General features: G+C 73.5%; 16 protein-coding genes and 1 pseudogene. 15 read left to right on the forward strand and 2 right to left on the reverse strand.

The annotated features are described in order from the left end of the window. Positions 1 to 14: 14 nt before the first annotated feature. Positions 15 to 302, reverse strand: coding sequence for a hypothetical protein (locus FHR77_RS05485; protein ID WP_056054607.1), 288 nt, complete (start codon positions 300 to 302; stop codon positions 15 to 17). 127 nt (positions 303 to 429) lie between these two features. Here FHR77_RS05485 and FHR77_RS15950 point away from each other — a divergent pair. Then, positions 430 to 1,218, forward strand: a pseudogene (locus tag FHR77_RS15950) (DUF817 domain-containing protein); the annotation flags it as partial. Between the two features lie 72 nt (positions 1,219 to 1,290). Here the strand turns inward: FHR77_RS15950 and coaBC are convergent. Next, entirely contained in the window at positions 1,291 to 2,550 is a 1,260-nt protein-coding gene (gene coaBC, locus FHR77_RS05495; protein WP_341777272.1) for a bifunctional phosphopantothenoylcysteine decarboxylase/phosphopantothenate--cysteine ligase CoaBC, read from the reverse strand. 190 nt (positions 2,551 to 2,740) lie between these two features. Here coaBC and FHR77_RS15955 point away from each other — a divergent pair, with 190 nt between their 5' ends. The 14 genes from FHR77_RS15955 to ruvB all read left to right on the forward strand — a co-directional run bounded on the left by FHR77_RS15955 (position 2,741) and on the right by ruvB (position 15,249). Further along, a complete protein-coding gene (locus tag FHR77_RS15955; protein ID WP_167259135.1) occupies positions 2,741 to 3,532 on the forward strand; it encodes an NRDE family protein in 792 nt (263 codons plus the stop codon). A gap of 56 nt (positions 3,533 to 3,588) precedes the next feature. Next, complete coding sequence (locus FHR77_RS05505) at positions 3,589 to 4,467, forward strand: amino acid ABC transporter substrate-binding protein (RefSeq protein WP_341777230.1); 879 nt, start codon at positions 3,589 to 3,591, stop codon at positions 4,465 to 4,467. Positions 4,468 to 4,470: 3 nt separating this feature from the next. After that, positions 4,471 to 5,133 carry an amino acid ABC transporter permease gene (locus FHR77_RS05510; RefSeq protein ID WP_056054613.1) on the forward strand — a complete coding sequence of 221 codons (663 nt, stop codon included), beginning with the start codon at positions 4,471 to 4,473 and terminating at the stop codon, positions 5,131 to 5,133. After that, a complete protein-coding gene (locus FHR77_RS05515; protein WP_167259136.1) occupies positions 5,120 to 5,932 on the forward strand; it encodes an amino acid ABC transporter ATP-binding protein in 813 nt (270 codons plus the stop codon). Before FHR77_RS05510 ends, FHR77_RS05515 begins: the two co-directional genes overlap by 14 nt. Before the next feature lie 113 nt (positions 5,933 to 6,045). After that, complete coding sequence (locus tag FHR77_RS05520) at positions 6,046 to 7,416, forward strand: SufS family cysteine desulfurase (RefSeq protein WP_167259137.1); 1,371 nt, start codon at positions 6,046 to 6,048, stop codon at positions 7,414 to 7,416. Beyond that, positions 7,413 to 7,859: a Fe-S cluster assembly sulfur transfer protein SufU gene (sufU, locus tag FHR77_RS05525; protein ID WP_167259138.1), complete on the forward strand. Its 447-nt coding sequence runs from the start codon at positions 7,413 to 7,415 to the stop codon at positions 7,857 to 7,859. Before FHR77_RS05520 ends, sufU begins: the two co-directional genes overlap by 4 nt. 140 nt (positions 7,860 to 7,999) lie before the next feature. Next, entirely contained in the window at positions 8,000 to 9,961 is a 1,962-nt protein-coding gene (thrS, locus tag FHR77_RS05530; protein ID WP_341777273.1) for a threonine--tRNA ligase, read from the forward strand. Positions 9,962 to 9,963: 2 nt separating this feature from the next. After that, positions 9,964 to 10,590: an HIT family protein gene (locus tag FHR77_RS05535; RefSeq protein WP_167259140.1), complete on the forward strand. Its 627-nt coding sequence runs from the start codon at positions 9,964 to 9,966 to the stop codon at positions 10,588 to 10,590. 25 nt (positions 10,591 to 10,615) lie between these two features. Continuing rightward, a complete protein-coding gene (gene pdxS / locus FHR77_RS05540) occupies positions 10,616 to 11,554 on the forward strand; it encodes a pyridoxal 5'-phosphate synthase lyase subunit PdxS (protein WP_056054631.1) in 939 nt (312 codons plus the stop codon). Beyond that, entirely contained in the window at positions 11,544 to 12,167 is a 624-nt protein-coding gene (gene pdxT / locus FHR77_RS05545; RefSeq protein WP_167259141.1) for a pyridoxal 5'-phosphate synthase glutaminase subunit PdxT, read from the forward strand. Before pdxS ends, pdxT begins: the two co-directional genes overlap by 11 nt. Positions 12,168 to 12,229: 62 nt before the next feature. After that, positions 12,230 to 12,997 carry a YebC/PmpR family DNA-binding transcriptional regulator gene (locus FHR77_RS05550; RefSeq protein WP_167259142.1) on the forward strand — a complete coding sequence of 256 codons (768 nt, stop codon included), beginning with the start codon at positions 12,230 to 12,232 and terminating at the stop codon, positions 12,995 to 12,997. A 13-nt stretch (positions 12,998 to 13,010) separates the two neighbouring features. Next, positions 13,011 to 13,616 carry a crossover junction endodeoxyribonuclease RuvC gene (gene ruvC, locus FHR77_RS05555; protein ID WP_192045901.1) on the forward strand — a complete coding sequence of 202 codons (606 nt, stop codon included), beginning with the start codon at positions 13,011 to 13,013 and terminating at the stop codon, positions 13,614 to 13,616. Continuing rightward, complete coding sequence (ruvA, locus tag FHR77_RS05560; RefSeq protein ID WP_167259144.1) at positions 13,613 to 14,227, forward strand: Holliday junction branch migration protein RuvA; 615 nt, start codon at positions 13,613 to 13,615, stop codon at positions 14,225 to 14,227. The genes ruvC and ruvA overlap by 4 nt, the downstream gene beginning before the upstream one ends. Further along, complete coding sequence (ruvB, locus tag FHR77_RS05565) at positions 14,224 to 15,249, forward strand: Holliday junction branch migration DNA helicase RuvB (RefSeq protein ID WP_167259145.1); 1,026 nt, start codon at positions 14,224 to 14,226, stop codon at positions 15,247 to 15,249. The genes ruvA and ruvB overlap by 4 nt, the downstream gene beginning before the upstream one ends. Positions 15,250 to 15,281 lie beyond the last annotated feature (32 nt).

Raw genomic sequence — 15,281 nt, forward strand, 5'->3', positions numbered from 1 at the left:
GGCGGCCCCGGGGGTCAGGAGGAGGACGAGGGCTCGGTCGAGCCCGTGCCCTTCTTCGCCGCGATGGCGTCGCGCTCGCCCCGCAGCGAGCGCACGGTCTCGGGGTCGAGGAAGTCGACGAAGGGGTTCGGCTGACCGGTCTTGTCGGCCACGACCAGCGTGTACTCGGCGGCCGCCTGGCGCACGCGCTCGGTGGCGCGCCCCGCCTTCTTCGCCGAGAGCGGCCGGTCTCCCATCACCTCGCCGTGGTGCTCGAGGGCCTTGACCAGGGTCTTGAGGGCTGCATCGATCTTCTTGCTCACGGGGGCATGGTGGCACACCGAGGTGAACGGGCGAGCCCGGGGCGCAGGAGCGGTCGTCCGCCGGGAGGACCACGGTGGTCCTCCGGGCCGATCCGGGCCGGGTGTCGGCGCCCTTAGCGTCGCCGACATGTCCGCGCCGTCCTCCACGCCCTCCTCCCGCCCCCGGCCCGCCGGCTCCCCGGTCGCCGGTCGCCGGTCGCGGTCCCTCGACCGGGCCGTCGAGGCCCTCCGCGGCCTCGTCGCCTTCGCGGTGCAGCAGGCACTCTCCTGCGCGTTCCCCGTCGCCGTGCTCGTCGGCCTCGCCGTCACCTCGGTCGTCGACGTGGGGATCCCGCGGTACGACGCGATGCTCGTCTGGTGCGTCGCCGTCCAGGCGGCCTTCGTCGTCGGGCGGCTCGAGAGCCGCCGCGAACTGCTCGTGATCTGTGCCTTCCACCTCCTGGGCCTCGGCCTCGAGGTGGTCAAGGTCGCCGTCGGCTCCTGGTCCTACCCCGACGAGGGGGTCCTCCGCGTGGCCGACGTGCCGCTCTACAGCGGCTTCATGTACGCGGCCGTCGGGAGCTACGTGTGCCAGGCCTGGCGGCGCCTCGACCTCCGGGTCGACCGCGTGCGGACGGGCCCGGCCCTGGCCCTCGCGGCCGCCTTCTACCTGAACTTCCTCACGAACCACTGGCTGCCCGACGTCCGGTGGCCGCTGATGGCGGTGGCCGTCCTGCTCCTCGGCCGGCACCGGGTCGCCTTCACCGTCCGGGGGAGGGTCCGTCGCATGCCGCTCCTCGTCTCGTTCGCGCTCATCGCCGTCTTCATCTGGCTCGCGGAGAACGCGGCGACCCTCGTCGGGGCCTGGGCCTACGCCTCCCAGGCCGACGGCTGGTCGATCGTGCACCCGTCGAAGATCGGCTCGTGGACGGTGCTCGTCGTCTTCAGCGTGGTGCTCGTCATCTGGCTGCACCAGCGCGCCGACGACGGCGCGGCACGGGTGGCCGCGTCAGGCGACGCCGCCACCGCCGAGGCCGAGGTCGGGGCCGAGCCGTCCCGTCGCGAGGACGGCGTCGAGCACGAGGTGCGCCACCTCGTCCTTGGTCCCGGCCAGGCGGCCGACCTCCTGGCCCCCGGCGCCCAGCACGACGACGTCGGAGTCGTCGGTGCCGAAGCCGGTCGACCAGCCGACCGGGTTGACGACCAGCAGGTCGCAGCCCTTGCGGGCCAGCTTCCGGCGCCCGAGGTCGAGCAGCTCCTCGGGCGACGTGGCCGTCTCGGCCGCGAAGCCGACGACGACCTGGTCGGCCGGGCGTGAGGCGCTGAGGGCCGCGAGCACGTCGGTCGTCCTGACCAGGCGGAGCGTCAGCTCGTCGCCCCGGTCGTCCTTGCGGATCTTCGACGCGGCCACCTCGACGGGGCGGTAGTCGGCGACCGCCGCCGCCATGACGACGACGTCGGCCCCGGTCGAGGAGGCGGTGGTCGCGTCGAGCAGCTCGCTCGCGGTGCCCGCCGCCACGACCTCGACGCCGGGGAGGAGCGCCGCCGCCCGGGCGACGTCGTCGTCCAGGTGCGCGGCCACGAGGGTCACGGCCGCCCCGCGGGAGGCAGCGGCTCGGGCCAGGGCGAGCCCCTGTCGACCGCTCGAGCGGTTGCCGAGGAACCTCACGGGGTCGAGGGGCTCGCGGGTGCCGCCGGCCGTCACGACGACGCGGCGACCGGACAGGTCGCGGGGGCGCGCCTCCGCGACGACGGCCTGGGCGACGGCCGCGAGCGCGGCCTCGACGATCACGTCCGGCTCGCTGAGCCGACCCGGCCCGCTGTCGCCGCCGGTGAGCGGCCCGTCGTCGGGGCCGACCACGACCACGCCCCGCGAGCGCAGCAGCTCGACGTTCGCGACGGTGGCGGCGTTCCGCCACATCTCGGTGTGCATGGCAGGGGCGACGACCAGGGGAGCCGTGCTCGCGAGGATCGTCGTGCCGAGGAGGTCGTCGGCGAGCCCGTGCGCGATCGCCGCGAGGGTGTGGGCCGTCGCCGGCGCGACGACGACGAGGTCGGCCGCCTGGCCGAGCGCGACGTGGCGCACCTGGGCGACGTCGTCGAAGACGGAGGTGTGCACCGGGTTGCGGCTGATGGCCTCGAAGGTGGGCAGGCCCACGAAGCGCAGGGCCGCCTCCGTCGGGACGACGTGGACGTCGTGGCCCCGCACGACGAGGCCGCGGACGACGCTGACCGCCTTGTACGCCGCGATGCCGCCCGAGACGCCCACGACGACCGTGAGGCGCCGGGCGCCCTCGCCGTCGTCGTCTCGTCGGTGCTGGCCACGGTCGGTCTGTCCGGTCACGGTTCCCCTGACGTCGGGGGCCGTCGGGAAGCGCCGGCGGCCCGGTAGCGTTGCTGCCTCCACGATGCCCCATCCCGGGGTGGTCGCGCCCCCGACCCGGCCGAGGAGCCTCTCCGTGTGCACAGTCGTCGTCTCCGTCGCCCCGTCCGGCCCCTGGCCCGTGGTGTTCCTCGGCCTGCGTGACGAGGCGGCCGACCGCCCGTGGGATCCTCCGGCCGCCTGGTGGCCCGAGCTCGGCGGGCGGGTGCAGGGCGTCCACGACCGGGAGGCCGGCGGTGCCTGGCTGGCCACGGCGACGGGCCCGGCCCGCGCCTCCGTCGTCCTGAACCGGCACGAACGGCCGCCGGAGCCGGAGGGCGGGTGGGAGACCCGAGGGGTCCTGCCGCTCCGCGCGGCGGCCGACGGCGACCTGCCCGCCGGCCGCCCGCGCCAGCGTCCCTTCACGCTCCTCACCGCGGACCGGGAGGGGGCGCTGGTGACCTCGTGGGACGGCTCCGTGCTCCGGGCCGAGCGCCTCGCCCCGGGGGTGCACGTGCTCACGCACGGGGCGGTGGACGACCCGTCGGTGCCGCGCGTGGCTCGCTGGGCCCCGCGGTTCCGCGCGGCGGAGGCGCCCACGGGGCCGCCGCCCGCCGAGAGCCGGGCGGACGGGCTCGGCGGTCTCGACGCCCTCGCCGACGCGGGCTCCTCGTGGGGTCCGTGGCTCGACGTGCTCCGCGAGAGCACGTCGCTCGACGAGCGCGACCCGGAGGCCCTGGTGCGCTCCGACCTGCTCGACGGCCGCTGGCTCGGGTCGCTGTCGCTCTCCCTCGTCGCGGTCGCCGCCGACGACGTCCGGCACGTGCACGTGAGGCTCGACGACGAGACGCGGCGTCATCGGGAATCAGCGGGGGCGACGCGCGGTTAGTCTCGGGAGCCACGCCCGACCCGGGCGCAGGAGCACCCCCGACCAGGAAGTCCGACGTGAAGATCACCGCGCCCCGCACCCGCCTCGCCCGCACCGCCCGCACCGTCGCCCTCACCGGCGTCGTCGCCGCCTCCGTGCTCGGCCTCAGCGCCTGCGCCCCCGCGTCGACCGACGGCGTCGTCAGCGCGCCGACCGGCAGCAGCAGCGCCGCGGCGGGGGAGGGCACGACCCTCGCCGACGTGCAGGACGCCGGGAAGCTCGTCGTCGGCACCGAGGGCACCTACCAGCCGTTCACCTTCCACGAGGACGGCTCCGGCGAGCTCACCGGCTACGACGTCGAGGTCGTCACCGCCGTCGCCGAGAAGCTGGGAGTCACGCCCGAGTTCCAGGAGACCCAGTGGGACGCGATCTTCGCGGGCCTCGACGCGGGCCGCTTCGACCTCATCGCCAACCAGGTCTCGATCACCGACGAGCGCGAGGCCAAGTACGACTTCTCGGCCCCGTACACGGTGAGCCGCGGCGTGGTCATCGTGCCGGCCGACGACACCTCTATCACGTCGCTCGCCGACCTCGACGGCAAGACCACCGCGCAGTCGCAGTCGAGCAACTGGTACACGACCGCGAAGGACGCCGGCGCCGACGTCGAGGTCGTCGAGGGCTGGGCCCAGTCGATCGCGCTCCTCGAGCAGGGCCGCATCGACGCCACGGTCAACGACGAGCTGACCTTCCTCGACTACCAGCAGACCGACCCGACGGCCGCGGCCGCGGTCAAGGTCGGCGCCACCACCGACGACGTCTCCGAGAGCGCCTTCGTGGTCGCGAAGGGGTCCGACGACCTCGTCGCCGCGATCGACGACGCCCTCGACGAGCTGCGCGCCGACGGCACGCTCGCCTCGATCTCCGAGAAGTACTTCGGCAGCGACGTCAGCGAGTAGCCCGTGCCGTCGTCCGACCTCTTCTGGCGGTCGCTGTGGCCGATCGTGTCGGGCGCCCTCGTGGCCTCGATCCCGCTGGCCCTCGCCTCGATGGCCATCGGGCTCGTCATCGCCCTGGTGGTCGCCCTCATGCGGCTGTCGCCGACGCGGTGGCTGCGGTGGCCGGCCCGCGTCTTCGTCTCGGTCATCCGGGGCACGCCGCTCCTCGTGCAGCTGTTCGTGGTCTTCTACGGGCTGCCGTCGATCGGCGTGCGCCTCGACCCCTGGCCGAGCGCGATCATCGCGTTCTCGCTCAACGTGGGCGGCTACGGCGCCGAGGTGATCCGGGCGGCGATCCAGTCGGTGCCGCGCGGCCAGTGGGAAGCGGCGCACACGATCGGCATGTCGCGCTCGCTCGCGCTGCGGCGCGTCGTGCTGCCGCAGGCGGCGCGCGTCTCCGTGCCCCCGCTCTCGAACACGTTCATCTCGCTCGTCAAGGACACCTCGCTCGCCTCGCTGATCCTCGTCACCGAGCTCTTCCGGCAGGCACAGCAGATCGCGACGGTCTCGAACGAGTTCATGCTGCTGTACCTGGAGGCCGCCCTGGTCTACTGGGTCATCTGCCTCGCCCTGTCGACCGGCCAGGGCGCCCTCGAGAAGAAGCTGGACCGCCATGTCGCCCGCTGACGCCTCCGCCGCCGGCCCCGCCCGCGCCTCCTCGTCCGCCCCCGCCGTGCTGACCGTGACCGGGCTCACGAAGTCGTTCGGGGGCACGGCCGTGCTGAAGGGCATCGACCTCTCCGTCCGCCGCGGCCAGGTGGTCGCGATCATCGGGCCCTCGGGCTCGGGCAAGACGACCGTGCTGCGGTCGCTCAACAGCCTCGAGGTGCCCGACGGCGGCACCGTCGCCCTCTCGACGGGGCAGGTGCTCGACTTCGGGGCGGGGGCGTCCAAGCGCGAGCTGCTCGCCCTGCGCGACCGGTCGTCGATGGTGTTCCAGCACTTCAACCTCTTCCCGCACATGACCGTGCTGCAGAACGTCGTCGAGGGGCCGATCCGCGTCCAGGGGCGCGACCCAGAGGAGGCGCGGAGCGAGGCCCGCGGACTGCTCGCGCGAGTGGGCCTCGGCGGCCGGGAGGACGCGTACCCCGTCGAGCTCTCCGGCGGGCAGCAGCAGCGCGTCGGCATCGTGCGCGCGCTGGCTCTCCGGCCCGAGCTGCTGCTCTTCGACGAGCCGACCTCCGCCCTCGACCCCGAGCTCGTCGGCGACGTGCTCACCGTCGTGAAGGAGCTCGCCGAGGAGGGGTGGACGATGATCGTCGTCACCCACGAGCTCGAGTTCGCCCGGCGGGTGGCCGACGAGGTCGTCTTCATGGACGACGGCGTCGTGGTCGAGCGCGGCACCCCGGCCGACGTCCTCAACCGCCCCCGCGAGGCGCGCACGCAGCAGTTCCTCCGACGGGTGCTGCGGCCGCTCGACGACTGACGCCGACCGCGGCGGCGGCACGGCGGGCGACCTCCGGGAACACGGGGCGCCCCCGCGTCGTTGCACGACGGTGCCGTGGTCGACCCTCGGTACGATCGGCAGGAAGGGACACCGTGACCACCACCACCTCCACGACCGCCGGCCCTCGGGCCGCCGCGACGACCGCCTCCCGGGGGCCGCTCTCCGACGACGAGGCCGCGCGCCTCCGCGCCGACTTCCCGCTCCTCGCGCAGGAGGTCTCGGGGGAGCCGCTGGCGTACCTCGACTCCGGCGCGACCGCGCAGCGGCCCCGCGCCGTGCTCGACGCGGAGCGCGCCTTCCTCGAGACGACCAACTCGGCCGTGCACCGCGGCGCGCACACGCTCGCGGCCCTCGCGACGGAGGCCTTCGAGGAGGCGCGGGAGACCGTGGCCGGCCTGCTCGGCGCCTCCGCGGACGAGGTCGTCTGGACGGCGAACGCCACGGACGCCCTGAACCTCGTGGCCTACGGCATGGCGAACGCGACCCACGGCCGCGGCGGCGAGCCCGCCCGGAGGTTCGCCCTCCGGCCCGGCGACGAGATCGTCGTCACCGAGGCGGAGCACCACGCCAACCTCGTGCCCTGGCAGGAGCTCGCGGCCGTGACGGGAGCGGTGCTGCGCGCCGTCGCGGTCGACGACGACGGCGTGTGGACGGCCGCCGACGCCGCGGCCGTGATCGGGCCCCGGACGCGCATCGTGGCCGTCGCCCACGTCTCGAACGTCACCGGGCTGGTCGCCCCCGTCGACGAGGTCGTCGCGCTCGCACACGCGGTCGGGGCCCTCGTCGTGCTCGACGCCTGCCAGTCGGTGCCCCACCGCCCCGTCGACGTCCGCGCCCTCGACGTCGACTTCCTCGCGTTCTCGGGCCACAAGATGCTCGGGCCGACCGGCATCGGGGTGCTCTGGGGGAGGGCGGAGCTGCTGGGCGCGCTGCCGCCCTTCCGCACGGGCGGGTCGATGATCACCACCGTCACGCTCGACTCGGCCGAGTACCTGCCCGCCCCGCAGCGCTTCGAGGCCGGCACGCAGCCCGTCTCGCAGGCCGTCGCCCTCGCCGAGGCCGTCCGGTACCTCCGGGCCGTCGGGCTCGACCGCGTGCAGCAGCACGAGGAGGCGCTGGCTGAGTCGCTCGTCACGGGTCTCTCCGCGATCCCCGGCGTCCGAGTCGTGGGGCCGCCCGCGGGCGTCGCCCGCTCGGGCCTCGCCAGCTTCGTCGTGGACGGCGTCCACGCCCACGACGTCGGGCAGTACCTCGACGCCCAGGGCGTCGCGGTGCGCGTCGGGCACCACTGCGCCCAGCCGCTGCACCGCCGGCTCGGCGTCACCGCCACCACGAGAGCGAGCACGTACCTGTACACGACCACGGAGGACGTGGCGCGGCTGCTGACCGGGGTCGCCGGGGTCCGCGCCTACTTCGGCGTGGACGACGGCGGGACGGCCTCGGCCGGGGAGGGCGACCGATGAGCGGCGCCCTCGACTCCCTGTACCAGCAGGTGATCCTCGACCACGCCAAGGCGCGGCACGGCGACGGCGACCTGCCCGGCGCCGGCGCCGAGCACTACGAGCGGAACCCCACCTGCGGCGACGAGATCACCGTGCGCGTCGCGCTCGTCCCCGGGACGGACCGCGTCGAGTCGCTGCGCTGGCAGGGCGCGGGCTGCAGCATCTCGATGGCGTCCGCGTCCGTCCTCGCCGATGTCGCCCCGGGCCTGACGCTCGACGAGCTCCGGGTCCGGGTCGGGGCGTTCCGCGAGATGATGCGGTCGCGCGGTGCGGGCGAGCCCGACGACGAACTGCTCGGCGACGCCGTCGCCTTCCACGGCGTCTCGAAGTTCGTCATGCGCGTGAAGTGCGGCATGCTCGCCTGGGTGGCGGCGGAGGCCTGCGCCGTCGAGCTCGCCGCGTAGCGGGGAGGGGCGTCGCCCGCCGCTAAACTGGCCGCCGTCCCCCGAACGCCAAGGAGCACACGACCGTGTCTGACCAGCCTGCCCCCGACGCCAGCGTCACCCCCGACAGCGGCGCCACCGCCCGCCCGGAGACGGTCGAGGTGACGCAGACGACGACCGGCCTCGAGCTGTTCACCGACAAGGCCGTCGTGGCGATCCGCGTGGCGGGCGAGCTCCGCGACCTCGCGTCCGAGGTGCACGCCGGCGACGTCGTCGAGCCGGTGCTGATCGACTCGCCCGACGGGCTCTCGATCCTGCGGCACTCGGCGGCCCACGTCATGGCGCAGGCCGTGCAGGCGATCAACCCGGAGGCCAAGCTCGGCATCGGCCCGCCCGTCACCGACGGCTTCTACTACGACTTCGACGTCGCCGAGCCGTTCACGCCCGACGACCTCAAGGCCATCGAGAAGGGCATGGAGCGGATCATCCGCCAGGGCCAGCGCTTCCGCCGCCGCGTCGTCACCGACGAGGAGGCCCGCGAGCTCCTGGCCGACGAGCCCTACAAGCTCGAGCTCGTGGGGCTCAAGGGCGGCGCCGACGGCGTCGGCGACGACGGCGAGTCCGTCGAGGTCGGGGGAGCCGAGCTCACCGTCTACGACAACGTCGACCCGAAGACCGGCGACGTGGTCTGGTACGACCTCTGCCGCGGTCCGCACCTGCCGAGCACGCGACTCCTCGGCAACGCCACGAAGTTGATGCGCGTGGCCGCCGCCTACTGGCGCGGCTCGGAGAAGAACCCCCAGCTGCAGCGCATCTACGGCACGGCCTGGCCCACGAAGGACGAGCTGCGGGCCTACCAGGCCCGCCTCGAGGAGGCCGCGAAGCGCGACCACCGCAAGCTCGGCGTCGAGCTCGACCTGTTCTCGTTCCCGGACGAGATCGGCTCCGGGCTCGCGATCTTCCACCCGAAGGGCGGCATCATCCGTCGCGAGATGGAGGACTACTCGCGCCGGCGGCACGAGGCCGCCGGCTACGACTTCGTCTACACGCCGCACATCACCAAGGCCAGCCTGTTCGAGACCTCCGGCCACCTCGGCTGGTACAAGGACGGCATGTTCCCGGCGATGAAGCTCGACGAGGCGCGCAACGACGAGGGCGAGGTCACACGGCAGGGCGCCGACTACTACCTCAAGCCGATGAACTGCCCGATGCACATCCTCGCCTACCGGTCGCAGCCGCGCTCCTACCGCGACCTGCCGCTCCGGCTCTTCGAGTTCGGCACGGTCTACCGCAACGAGAAGTCCGGCGTCATCCACGGCCTCACGCGCGTCCGCGGCATGACCCAGGACGACGCCCACATCTTCACGACCCGCGAGAAGATGAAGGAGGAGCTGACCGGCACGCTCGCCTTCGTGCTGTCGCTGCTCCGCGACTACGGCCTCACCGACTTCTACCTCGAGCTCAGCACGAAGGACCCGGAGAAGTACGTCGGCGACGACGACATCTGGGAGACCGCGACGTCGACCCTCCGCGAGGTCGCGGAGGAGTCCGGTCTCGAGCTGGTGCCCGACCCGGGCGGGGCCGCGTTCTACGGCCCGAAGATCTCCGTCCAGGCCCGCGACGCCATCGGCCGCACGTGGCAGATGTCGACGGTGCAGCTCGACTTCAACCTGCCCGAGCGGTTCGAGCTCGAGTACGCGGCCGCCGACGGCACGCGCCAGCGCCCGGTCATGATCCACCGAGCCCTCTTCGGCACCATCGAGCGGTTCTTCGGCGTGCTCACGGAGCACTACGCCGGGGCGTTCCCGGTCTGGCTCTCGCCCGTGCAGGTCGTCGCGATCCCGGTGGCCGACGAGTACGGCGACTACCTCGACGGCGTCGTCGCGCAGCTGAAGGAGAAGGGCGTCCGCGCCCAGGTCGACCACGGCGACGACAGGTTCCCGAAGAAGATCCGTACGCACACGAAGTCCAAGGTGCCGTTCCAGCTGATAGCCGGCGAGGAGGACCGCGCCGCGGGGGCCGTCAGCTTCCGCTACCGCGACGGCTCCCAGGAGAACGGCGTGCCCGTCGCCGACGCCGTGGCGAAGATCCTCGAGGCCATCGAGACGAAGGCCCAGGTCTGACGGTGACGGCGAGCACGCCCGCCGGCTCCGGGGGAGAGGGCGCGACGCCCGCCCCCGGGGAGTCGGCGGGCGACTTCGCGGGCGTGCCCGACGCCTTCCAGCGACTGTGGACTCCGCACCGCGCCGTGTACGTCGCCGGCGGGCAGGGCGCGCACGACGACGACTCGTGCCCGTTCTGCCGTGCGCCGTCGCAGCCCGACGAGGAGGCGCTGGTCGTCGCCCGCGGCCGCCACGCCTACGTCCTCCTGAACCTGTTCCCGTACAACCCGGGTCACCTGCTGGTCTGCCCGTACCGGCACGTCTCCACCTACGACCTCGCGACTCCCGAGGAGGTCGCGGAGATCGGGGCGCTGACGCAGACGGCCATGCGCGTGCTCACGGAGGTGTCCCACGCGCAGGGCTTCAACCTGGGCATGAACCAGGGAGCCGTGGGCGGCGCCGGGATCGCGGCGCACCTCCACCAGCACGTCGTGCCGCGCTACGCGGGCGACTCGAACTTCTTCCCCATCGTGGCGGGCACGAAGGCGATCACGCAGCTGCTCGGCGACGTCCGCACCGCGGTCGCCGAGGCGTGGCCGCACGACGAGGCCACTTCGGCACCGGCGGCGTCACCGGGGCCCGTAGCCTGACGAGTGCGCCTAAACTAGGCGCATCATGAGCGACAGCACCCCGACCTCCGTCCCCACCTCCGCCTCCTCGTCGACCGCCGCCGGCACGACCGGCTCCGACCGGGTCAAGCGCGGCCTCGCAGAGATGCTGAAGGGCGGCGTGATCATGGACGTCGTCGACGTCGAGCAGGCGAAGATCGCGGAGGAGGCCGGCGCCGTCGCCGTCATGGCCCTCGAGCGCGTGCCCGCCGACATCCGCTCGCAGGGCGGCGTCGCCCGGATGAGCGACCCCGACATGATCGACGAGATCATCGCCGCCGTCTCCATCCCCGTCATGGCCAAGGCCCGCATCGGGCACTTCGTCGAGGCGCAGGTCCTGCAGACCCTCGGCGTCGACTACATCGACGAGTCCGAGGTCCTGAGCCCGGCCGACTACGTCAACCACATCGACAAGTGGAACTTCACCGTCCCCTTCGTCTGCGGCGCGACGAACCTCGGCGAGGCCCTCCGCCGCATCACCGAGGGGGCGGCGATGATCCGCTCGAAGGGCGAGGCCGGCACCGGCGACGTCTCCGAGGCGACCAAGCACATCCGCACCATCTCGAAGGAGATCGCGCAGCTCAAGGGCCTCGCGAAGGACGAGCTCTACGTCGCCGCGAAGGAGCTCCAGGCTCCGTACGAGCTCGTCGCCGAGATCGCCGCGACCGGCAAGCTGCCCGTCGTCCTCTTCACCGCGGGCGGCGTCGCGACCCCGGCCGACGCCGCGCTGATGATGCAGCTCGGCGCCGACGGCGTCTTCGTCGGCTCCGGCATCTTCAAGTCCGGCAACCCGCGCGAGCGGGCGGCCGCGATCGTCAAGGCGACCACCTTCTTCGACGACCCGCAGGTCGTGGCCGACGCGTCCCGCGGCCTGGGCGAGGCCATGGTCGGCATCAACGTGCCCGACCTGCCGGCGCCCCACCGCCTCGCCGAGCGTGGCTGGTAGCCCCTCGACGGAGGCGCGGGGCCCCCGGGTGGGGGTCCTCGCCCTCCAGGGCGACTTCCGGGAGCACCTCGCGGTGCTCACGGCCCTCGGCGCCGAGGCCGTGCCCGTCCGTCGTCCTGACGAGCTGGCCTCGGTCTCCGGCCTGGTCATCCCCGGCGGGGAGTCCACCGTGATGGACAAGCTCTCCCGGACGTTCGGCATGGCCGAGCCCCTCCGCGCCGCGGTCGACGGCGGCCTGCCCGTCTACGGCACCTGCGCGGGGCTCATCATGCTCGCCGACCACGTCGTCGACGGCACCCCCGGGCAGCGCACCATCGGCGGGCTCGACGTCTCCGTCCGCCGCAACGCGTTCGGCGGCCAGACCGACTCCTTCGAGACCGACCTCGACGTGCCCGTGATCGGTGGTCCTCCCGTGCACGCCGTCTTCATCCGCGCACCGGTGGTCGACCGGGTCGGGGCCCTGGCCACCGCGGTCGGCGTGCTCGACGACGGCCGTGTGGTCGCGGTCGAGCAGGGCTCCCTGCTCGGCACGTCGTTCCACCCCGAGGTCACGGCCGACTACCGGTTCCACGCGAGGTTCCTCGACAAGGCCCGCGCCTTCAGCTCGCGCTGACCGCCCTGGCCGACGTCGGCCGGTACACTGGTCCGGATCATCTGCCGTAGGTAAGGAGCACCGTGTCCGGGCATTCCAAGTGGGCCACGACCAAGCACAAGAAGGCCGTCATCGACAGCCGCCGCGCGAAGTCGTTCGCCAAGCTCATCAAGAACATCGAGGTCGCCGCCAAGCAGGGCGGTGCCGACATGTCGGGCAACCCGACCCTGGTCGACGCGGTGCAGAAGGCCAAGAAGACCTCGGTGCCGAACGACAACATCGACCGCGCGGTCAAGCGCGGCGCCGGCCTCAGCGGTGAGGTCGTCGACTACCAGACCATCATGTACGAGGGCTACGGCCCGAACGGCGTCGCCCTGCTGATCGAGTGCCTCACCGACAACAAGAACCGGGCCGCCGCCAACGTCCGCACGGTCATGTCGCGCAACGGCGGCACCATGGCCGACCCCGGCAGCGTCGCGTACAACTTCAGCCGCAAGGGCGTCATCGCGGTCATGAAGACCGACGAGCTGACGGAGGACGACGTCCTCGCCGCCGTCCTCGACGCCGGCGCCGAGGAGGTCACCGACCGCGGTGAGGGCTTCGAGATCGTGACGGAGCCGTCCGACCTCGTCCCCACGCGCACCGCGCTCCAGGACGCTGGCATCGACTACGACTCCGCCGACGTCGAGTTCGTGCCCGGCCTCAAGATCGAGGTCGACCTCGAGACGGCCCGCAAGGTGTTCAAGCTCGTCGACGCGCTCGACGACGACGACGACGTCCAGAACGTCTACGCCAACTTCGACGTGCCCGCCGACGTTCAGGCCGCGCTCGACGACGACGACGAAGACTGACGAGGCCGTGCCGCTGCGGGTGCTCGGCATCGACCCCGGCCTGACGCGCTGCGGCGTCGGCGTGGTCGAGGTCGACGCCCAGCGGCGCGCCACCCTCGTCGCCGTGACGGTCGTCCGGTCGGGCGTCGACGAGCCCCTCGAGCAGCGGCTCATGACGATCGGCCGGGGCATCGAGGCCCTCGTCGACGAGCACCGGCCCGACGCGATGGCGATCGAGCGCGTCTTCGCGCAGGACAACCTGCGCACCGTCATGGGCACCGCGCAGGTGAGCGGGCTCGCGCTGCGTGCCGCCGCCGAGCGGTCGATCCCCGTGGCGCTGCACACCCCCTCCGAGGTGAAGGCCGCCGTCACCGGCTACGGGTCCGCCGACAAGGCCCAGGTCGCCGCCATGGTGGCCCGGCTGCTCGGCCTCGCCGAGCCGCCCCGTCCGGCGGACGCCGCCGACGCCCTCGCCATCGCGATCTGCCACGCCTGGCGTCGTGACGGGCGCACGACCACCGTGCCGTCCGCCTCGTCCTCGGCGTCGGGCGGTGCCGGCACGGCCGCCGGGCTGACGCCCGCCCAGCGGGCGTGGCGCGACGCGGAGAAGCGTCAGCGGGCTCCTAGGCTGGGGGCATGATCTCGTCCGTCCGGGGAACCGTGCTGTCCGCCTCCGGGACGACCGTCGTCGTCGAGGTCGGGGGAGTGGGCCTCCGCGTCGGCGTCACGGCCCAGCTCGCCCTGACCCTGCGGCCCGGCGAGACGGCGATGCTCCACACCGCCCTCGTCGTCCGAGAAGACGACCTCTCCCTCTTCGGCTTCGCCGACCGCGAGGAGCTCGAGGTCTTCGACCTGCTCCGCAGCGTGACGGGCGTCGGCCCGAAGAGCGCCCAGGGAGTGCTCGGGCACCTCAGCCCGTCGCAGGTCGCCCACGCCGTCGCCGACGACGACGACGCGGCGTTCCGTCGCGTCTCGGGCATCGGCCCGAAGACGGCGAAGCTCATCGTCCTGTCGCTGGCCGGCAAGCTCGACGTCGCGGCGTCCGCGCCCAGCGTGACCGCCGCCTCCAGCACGGCCGCCGACGTCCTCGTCGCGCTCGTCGGCCTCGGCTGGTCCGAGCGCGAGGCACAGACGGCGATCGACTCGGTGGTGGCCGCCCGGGGCGACGACGTCGCCGCGGCCGTGCCGCAGCTGCTCCGGGCGGCGCTCGGCCACCTCGGGCCGCAGAAGTCGCTCGGCGCCCGCTCGTGACCGACGCCGACCTGACCCGGCCCACCGTCGAGTCGGAGGCGGAGCTCGCCTTCGAGGGCGCGCTCCGTCCGACCTCGCTCGGCGAGTTCGTCGGGCAGGCGAAGGTCCGTGGGCAGCTGGAGCTGCTCCTCAAGGCCGCCGCGATGCAGGGGCGGTCGCCCGACCACATCCTGCTGGCCGGTCCGCCCGGGCTGGGCAAGACGACCCTGGCGATGATCGTGGCCCACGAGAGCGGCCGCCCCCTGCGCATGTCGTCCGGGCCGGCCATCCAGCACGCCGGCGACCTCGCCGCCGTGCTCTCGGCCCTGGTTCCGGGCGAGGTCCTCTTCATCGACGAGATCCACCGCATGGCGCGCTCCGCGGAGGAGATGCTCTACCTCGCCATGGAGGACTACCGGATCGACATCATGGTCGGCAAGGGCGCGGGGGCCACGAGCATCCCCCTCGAGCTCTCGCCCTTCACCCTGGTGGGGGCGACGACCCGCAGCGGGATGCTGCCGAACCCGCTCCGCGACCGCTTCGGCTTCACGGCCCACCTCGAGTTCTACGACGAGGCGGAGCTCGCCGAGGTGCTCCGACGCGCCGCCTCGCTCCTCGGCATCGCCGTCGACGGAGAGGCCCTGGCCGAGATCGCGGGCCGGTGCCGCGGCACGCCGCGCATCGCCAACCGCCTGCTGCGCCGGGTGCGCGACTACGCCCTCGTCCACGGCCGTGACGCCGACCTCGCGACGGTGCGCGCGGCGCTGGAGCTCTACGACGTCGACGACCTGGGGCTCGACCGCCTCGACCGGGAGGTCGTGAAGACGATCCTCACCCGGTTCGACGGGGGGCCCGTCGGGCTCGGCACCCTCGCGGTCTCCGTGGGGGAGGAGGCCGACACCATCGAGTCGGTCGTCGAGCCCTTCCTCGTCCGGGTGGGCCTCCTCGTCCGGACCCCGCGCGGGCGGGTGGCCACCGCGACGGCGTGGCGGCACTTCGGCCTCGCGCGCGGCTCAGGAGCGCTGTTCGGCGATGAACTATGATCTCCGGAGGTCGGTGAGGCCAGGGGCCCCCG

It is taken from the genome of Frigoribacterium endophyticum (genome assembly GCF_011759585.1).
In the GTDB taxonomy this organism is placed as follows: Bacteria; Actinomycetota; Actinomycetes; order Actinomycetales; family Microbacteriaceae; genus Frigoribacterium; species Frigoribacterium endophyticum.